The following is a 7269-nucleotide window of genomic DNA, read 5'->3' on the forward strand; positions in this document are numbered from 1 at the left end:
TAAGTTAAGAGATAGTATTGGAGAAGATGTCCGAGCATTTGGAGGTCATAAAGATATCTTGCAATCGATTTTAAAAAATCAAGCATCTGGAATAGATGAAGATGAAAAACGTCTAAATGATGTTTTAGAGCAAGTAAGACATTTTAAACAAGTAGAATCGGATGGAATAATAACTGTATCAGTTCCCTCAATCCCTACATGGATTGCTGGAGGTGTAATGATAGGGGTAGCAAGAAATAATTTAAGTACGCTGGAACCGCTATTAGCGCAATTGCGCCAAACGGTAGACTATAAAATTACATTGAATCGTGTAGTTGGAGTTGCGTATAATAATATTGCTGAAATGCAAAATGCAATTGGATCAGCTATTAATGCTCTCACCTATATGTCAGCACAATGGCATGATTTAGATTCTCAATATTCAGGAGTACTTAATCATATTGATAAAGCATCCCAAAAAGCAGATCAAAATAAATTTAAATTCTTAAAACCTAATCTGAATGCAGCCAAAGACAGCTGGAAAACATTAAGAGCAGATGCGTTTACATTAAAAGAAGGAATAAAAACATTAAAAATGGATCCTGTTTCTTCAAAGAAATAGGAAAGTATGGTTTTATTGTTAAGTTTTCTAAAATATAGAGATTTTAAAAACATACTGTTAAATAATTAAATGATTCGTTATATATAGAAAAGGTGGAGTTGTATTAAGGACTCTACCTTTTTTGATGATATGCTTCTAATGAGCTAAAACTTTTTGTTCATTTATTTACAAGAAGGTGAGATTATGGTGTATGTCATTCCATACGACAGATTCGCTAGGGATGATATTAGTTATTTCTTAGCAAAGCATTACGAGGAAATTGGTTAATGCGTTTTGGTGATGATAATGAGGAGCTCGATGCATTTAAACAGTGTATCTTCATTGGGCGTAAGCGTGCTGCTAAGAAAAATGATACATACTTTAACGATACGCTACCCTATATCGATCAAGCTAAGATAAACGGAAATTTTGTGTTTTTTATAGTATCAGGTTCATTTTTGTTGTTTTGGGGGCACTTCAAAATGTTAGCTTTATGGGCATGAGGCTGTAACCAAAACACACGGTTAGTTAGATGGTTGTTCATCTGAATTTTCTATTAAATTAATCTCAAGTTTATGAAGATATCAAGATTTAATGTTGTGTGATAGTATAGAAGGGAAAAAATATAGATAAATTTGGAAAAGGAGGATGCAAATTGGATGTTCAAACTACTATAAATAATAAAGTTACTGAACTGTTAAATGCCTGGTATATTGAAATTCGAAATAGAAATGTTGCGAATGCATATAAATAAAAAAAGAAATTGAGAGTTCTATAGAAAATATTGAAGAAGACCAAAATCTATTACTGTATTATTCATTACTTGATTTTGGTTATAAATATTTAATAGATAATTTGAGTGTAGCTAAAAATAGTTTTGATCAAATTGAATCTTTTAATAAACCAACTGACGATTTCTTATCGTATTATTATCATTTTTATAAGGCAATCTACTCTAATGCAGTTGGTGACTACAATGCAGCCAAAGAGCATTATGAAATAGCAGAAAATTCACTTAAAAATATTCCGGATGAAATTGAAAAGGCAGAGTTTTATTATAACCAAGCTGTGTTCCAATATCATTACTATCAGGCTTTTGTGGCTTTCCAACAAGCAACAAAAGCAAAAGAAATATTTACTGAACACAATGGGTAGGAAGTGAAAATCGGTTATTGTAATAACCTTATGGCGTTAGCTTGTACGTATTTGAAAGAATGGGAATTAGCTGAAGAACTTTATATCTTTTGAGCGTTTTCCGTGTGCATCAAGTGAGTATATTGTTAATTTTATCTGTATTCATTTTTTATTATGAAACATTTTAAGGTTGATAAAGTTTTATTGTGTGGGATTATTAAATAAAAATGATAAATTATATGTTATGATAAAAAGCAATAAAGTACATCATCCTGACTTTATTGTGTATGTTTAGCCTATGTATGTCGTTTGTATTAAAAATAAGAAGTCTCTTAAAATGAGACTTCTTATTTTTGTATCGAGGGGGTATTACAGATGATTAATTACTATCAAATATTTTTAATTACCATGGCAGGTATTGCCTTGTTTTTTTATATACAACAAGCTGGAAAACCAACGAAAAGAAACAAATGGAAGTTTTTAATTGTAGTATTTTTATTTTACTTTTTGAATTATTTATTACTTAAATTTTCATAGATAAATATAGAGGATTTATAAATATCGAATATATTAAAGAATTATAAGTTAGCAAAAGCAATTAGTAAAGTATCATGGTCACAGTTTTGAGCCATGTTAGAATACAAAGCAAAATGGTATGGAAAACAAGTCATTGTCGTATCTAAAACATTTTCTTCCAGACAATTATGTTCTTGTTGTGGGTCTCAAAATAAAGACGTTAAAAATCTCAACCTACGTAAATGTGTTTGCCCTTCATGTCAAACACATCATGATAAGGATATTAACGCAAGTATCAATCTAAAGAATGAAGCGATCAAGCTGCTAACCATAAGGACTGCGGAGATAGTCTAATCAATTAGAGTTCGATAGAACTCTTTACTTGAAGCCTGTAGATGTAGATGCTTACGGGATATATATGAAGGAAAACGCCACCTTACTGCAAGTCCTGTATATTGACGATAAGGTCATGTGGACACAACTAAAAGGATATGAGATGGATAAACATGAACATTAACTGTCAGATGGTGATACTTAAGACGATTAGAAAGCTATAGTTTGTAACAAGAAGACATTTAATGAGTATTTATTTTCAACAAAATACGGGTTTTGTATGGAATTTCCTGCAATGAATTCACCATGGATAAGGTTGTCTCATATCATGTAAAGATTGCTTTATTAAGATTATAAAAGGGTGTGAATGCATTGGAAGATGTTTATGTGAAAATTGACAGTTTAAAAGCAGAACAAAAAGAAATTATGCGAGATATTCGTAATTTAGAAACTCGTACAACAATTAATGAGAAAGACATAGCTACAATTAATAAGCAATTAGAAAAGATTAGCATAAATACAACTTGGATTTTACGAATTATTATTAGTGCAATCACTATGTCGGTTTTGGGGTTAATATTAAAGGGTATGATTTAAAAATAAAAGTACTTATTGAGAGATGGACGAGTATCTCTCTTTATTTTTATCATTTTAGCCAAGATAGTTTTTAAAACATGTTATAGGTAATTAGTACAATTAAATGGAAGACATTAATAATTGTTTAGCAATGGTAAAGTAGACGTATATAATTTAAAAGAGAACCTATGCAGCAATACAAATAATAATTTGTATGTGAACGTAAAAAATACCAAGACCGTCCTAGAAAGGAGGGGGCTTGATATTTTTTAGTTAAAATTACGATTTTTTAAGTGAATTTCATATTCTGTTAACCATACTAATATCAAGCACTTTAATTCAATCGTTTCAATTTCGCAAGTGTTTTCTTCATCTCCCACATATCGGTGGGTGGTCTTTGTATAATCGAATCTTATCTCTAAATCGCAATTGTTACCCCATTACTATCAAGTTAAAGTTTTATAATGCCCTTAAAATGAAAAACACATTATTCTACTATAACAATACAATTTTGTATGCAATATTGCATATTTATACGTTATGCCTCTATTAGACATTTTTTAATGGTACCATAGCAAGGTGAGAGTCTATAAGGGTTCTCCTTAATAGGAGGAAATATGGAAAGAGTGCAAAAGGTTTACAGTAATCCAAAACTTAAAAGTTGGATTAAACAGGTATTAGCTGTAGGAGGAATAATAGGGTGCTGCTATTTGGTGTTATATGTTTTCTGTTTCTTAGTTATCATGTAAATATTATACAATTAAACTAGTAGAGTCTTGCCTAGAGAGGTAAGGCTCTTTTATTGTATCTGGAGATGAGCAAACAATATAAAATACATCTTAGGTTTGTCAGATTACTTTGTACGGTGCCTTGTTTCTCTATGTTCTAGACCACTAACTCCTATCATCGAGAGTTAATAAACTTCTATTTAAAGTTTCCATTTATATTGAAAACAGAATTCTATTGATAAAAAATGTGTTTTTACTAGATATATATTAAAAAGATAAGCATAAGTTATATTACGTTGTGATAGAATCTTTTTATCTTTGAAAAGGATTTAAATTTTAATAATAGATTTGAGTCCTTTTTGTATATTATAATCCCTATGTTTGTATATAATTATAATATATTGAAAATGATTTAAAAGCAAGAATATTAGTAGGGGTACCGCTACATTGCCATCAACTTAAGAAATTAAATGTTCCTCAAAACGAAAATAGTAGCCGTCGGCTACTATTTTCGCTTTTATTTAAGCTAGCGTAATGTCTCTGAAATTTTGAATGAACGTGGTGTGTCAGTTCATCCAAAAACTATTATGTGCTGGGTTCATGAATATGGCATCTGATTCAGCAAATTTGGTAATCACCCAGGTGGGCAAGCTGAGTATTTAAAAGTTCCATTTGGAAACTTTATTCTATTTGTTATACCGTAATTTTGTGAACTGGAGGATGAGTCCCTCTTTTTTATCCGATGTTTTACAGAACCCCTATTGGAGTGTCATAAATGCAAATGTAAAGTCAGGGGATACTGTTATCGTGCTTAATTGTGGACCTGTTGGATTGATGCCACAAAAATTTGCTTGGATGAAAAATGCTAAGCGTGTAATTGCTGTTGATTACTTAGATTATCGAATCACTTATGCAAAAAAAGATTAGCAATGCTGGAGTATTTGAGTTTAGAAATTATCCCAATATGGGGGAACGGATGTGGGCATGGATGGAAAGAAATCACCTTTGGAGTTTTTTTGAACAAAAATTAATGAGTTTTAAAGAAACAAATTTTTGCTCCTTGGGGGTATTAAAACCTCTTAAGTTGATGGTGACGTGGTGCTACTCCTGTAAAGATAGTAGGAGGACTACAATTAAAAAGATAGGCAATTCTCTGTATAGAGGAATTGCCTAATGAAACGGATTAAAAGAAATAACAGACGAACCAATTATATTAAAAACTATAATATATGCATATATTTATAAAAATATTTTATTATTAAGAATACATTAACATGTTTTTAGTATATCTGTGTTTTCTACTGATTCTGCACTGAAAATTATAGTAATAGCATTTAATAATTAAGCTTAAGGAAAATAAAAAATTTATTTAATAATTGCCTGTGACAAAAATCTAAACTATTAAGAGTAGATAGGTTAAGTATTCACTGCATTAAATTCAAGAAACTTAAACTACCAAAAGGGAATTTCACTATTAAATCTACCATATACATAAGTCAATTATAAGATCACGGAAACTTGATTATATGTAAATATTATTCAATTTTGTAAAAGACATTCATTGACACTTATGTATATAAGTAACTATACTCGTTACATCGAATTGAATGCGTGATAATACAATTTTATTATTATTACAAACATGTAAATATAAAAATAGAAAATTTCAATTTGATAAATACAATGGTAGAGGTGTTTATTTTAATGAAGCACAAATTAATTGCAACAGGTATCCTTGCAGGAGCTATATTATCCTATTCTTCTAATATTTTAGCGGATACTCATAAATTTCCTGATGTTCCTACATGGGCTGATAAATCCGTTAACTATTTAGTTGATAAACAGGTATTAAATGGTTATCCAGATGGAACTTTTGGTTCAAATGACTCCTTAGACAGAGCTTCGGCTACAAAGATTATGACAAAAGTTTTAGGGATACAAATTGATCCTACTGCAAAACCATCTTTTACAGATTCACAAAATCACTGGGCTACTCCTTATATTGCTGCTGCTGAAAAAGCTGGGATTGTTAAAGGTGAAGGTAATGGAATCTTCAATCCATCCGGAAAAGTAACTCGCGCTGCTATGGCTACGATGCTAGTAAATGCATATAAACTACAAAGCACACCAAATCATAATGATCAGGTTAGATTTGAAGATTTAAAAGGGCATTGGGGAGAAAAATATGCCAATATTTTAATAGATTTAAAAATCTCTAATGGTACCGAGAACGGTTGGCAACCAAATAGATTTATAACACGTGCTGAAGCTGCTCAACTTACTGCAAAAACAGATATGTTACAACAAAATTTAAACGATGAAAAAGAGGTTATTACTGCTACCTCATATGAAGATTTAAATTTAACAGTGGCTTCGAAAATTACAGCTCAAGAGATTGATAGTTTTATTGCGAATTATCACTCGGATAGTCCTTTAGTTGGACATGGGCAAGATTTTATCAATGCGCAAAATCAATATGGCGTGAGTGCTCATTATTTAGCAGCGCATGCGATTTTAGAATCTGGATACGGAAAATCAGAAATCGCATATCAAAAACATAATCTATTCGGTCTACGTGCATATGATGGAGATCCGTTTAAATATGCAAAATATTTACCAAGCTACGGGGATAGCATTGCTTATAACGCTAATTATGTACGAGAAAGATATTTAGAAGAAAGTGGTATGTATTATAACGGCCCAACATTAACTGGCATGAATGTGAAATATGCATCAGATAAAGGCTGGGCTAAGAAAATTGCGGGTATTATGGAACGTATTAAACCGTTTCATGTAGAAGACTATACATATGCAAAAAAATTACCAAAGAATCCTGAAACATTAGATGTCGACGCGTTATCGAATGAAATTCCATATAAAATGTATGCAGACGGTTCAAGCTCAAATGTTGTATCATCAGCTGCTTACTACCAGGTACCTTATCCATTTAATTTAAAAATTAAAAGTAGACCAGATGTAGCTGTCGAGGAGAATAAAGTTGGTACAGTAACCCCTGGAACAACCATCTTTATTTATCGTGAAGATCCAAATGGATGGGTAGAATTCTCTTTTGAAGCTAATGGAGAAAAATATTGGACATTAAAAAATAAATTAAGTATGTAATTAAAAAGATCTATTTCATTAGTTTTAATCGTTTAGATTTTAATCTCATATAATTGGGAGACAAGTTTTTTAATTTCTTAAAATAAAATTAAGTATACAAGAAAAGTTAGAGAATTATTTTCTCTAACTTTTCTTCGCTAGTATTTGAAATTAAAAAGATGGTGGAGTTACCCCATGCCCATCAACTTAAGAACAAAAATAAAATGAACTTTCGTTCAAAGCAACTAAAAAACTCGTAATGTACTTTTGGTATTGAAAAGTACACACACCAAATAAACT

Annotated in this window: 3 protein-coding genes and 5 pseudogenes; all 8 read left to right on the forward strand. The window is 30.8% G+C overall.

The genetic code is table 11. The features are described from left to right. A pseudogene (locus ACS2CR_RS32805) lies at nucleotides 1–601 on the forward strand (alpha-helical pore-forming toxin family protein); the annotation flags it as partial. A gap of 162 nt (nucleotides 602–763) precedes the next feature. Beyond that, nucleotides 764–969 (forward strand): annotated as a pseudogene (locus ACS2CR_RS32810) (DUF6094 domain-containing protein); the annotation flags it as partial. A gap of 266 nt (nucleotides 970–1235) precedes the next feature. Further along, a pseudogene (locus ACS2CR_RS32815) lies at nucleotides 1236–1822 on the forward strand (tetratricopeptide repeat protein); the annotation flags it as partial. Nucleotides 1823–2089: 267 nt separating this feature from the next. After that, the gene (locus tag ACS2CR_RS32820) at nucleotides 2090–2251 is read left to right on the forward strand and encodes a hypothetical protein (protein WP_000611668.1); all 162 of its coding nucleotides are present in this window, start codon (nucleotides 2090–2092) and stop codon (nucleotides 2249–2251) included. Between the two features lie 21 nt (nucleotides 2252–2272). Continuing rightward, nucleotides 2273–2584 (forward strand): annotated as a pseudogene (locus ACS2CR_RS32825) (zinc ribbon domain-containing protein); the annotation flags it as partial. 351 nt (nucleotides 2585–2935) lie between these two features. Beyond that, nucleotides 2936–3160, forward strand: a complete 225-nt coding sequence (locus ACS2CR_RS32830) for a hypothetical protein (protein ID WP_000390477.1) — start codon at nucleotides 2936–2938, stop codon at nucleotides 3158–3160. Between the two features lie 1330 nt (nucleotides 3161–4490). Beyond that, a pseudogene (locus ACS2CR_RS32835) lies at nucleotides 4491–4881 on the forward strand (glutathione-dependent formaldehyde dehydrogenase); the annotation flags it as partial. Between the two features lie 690 nt (nucleotides 4882–5571). Then, nucleotides 5572–6990, forward strand: coding sequence for an S-layer homology domain-containing protein (locus ACS2CR_RS32840; protein ID WP_053513238.1), 1419 nt, complete (start codon nucleotides 5572–5574; stop codon nucleotides 6988–6990). Nucleotides 6991–7269 lie beyond the last annotated feature (279 nt).

It is taken from the genome of Bacillus cereus group sp. BceL291 (assembly GCF_051776705.1).
GTDB classification, from domain to species: domain Bacteria; phylum Bacillota; class Bacilli; order Bacillales; family Bacillaceae_G; genus Bacillus_A; species Bacillus_A cereus.

Coding starts and splice junctions, on each gene's coding strand:
- ACS2CR_RS32840 (WP_053513238.1), top strand. CDS start 5,572: ATGAAGCACAAATTAATTGCAACAGGTATCCTTGCAGGAGCTATATTA.
- ACS2CR_RS32820 (WP_000611668.1), top strand. CDS start 2,090: ATGATTAATTACTATCAAATATTTTTAATTACCATGGCAGGTATTGCC.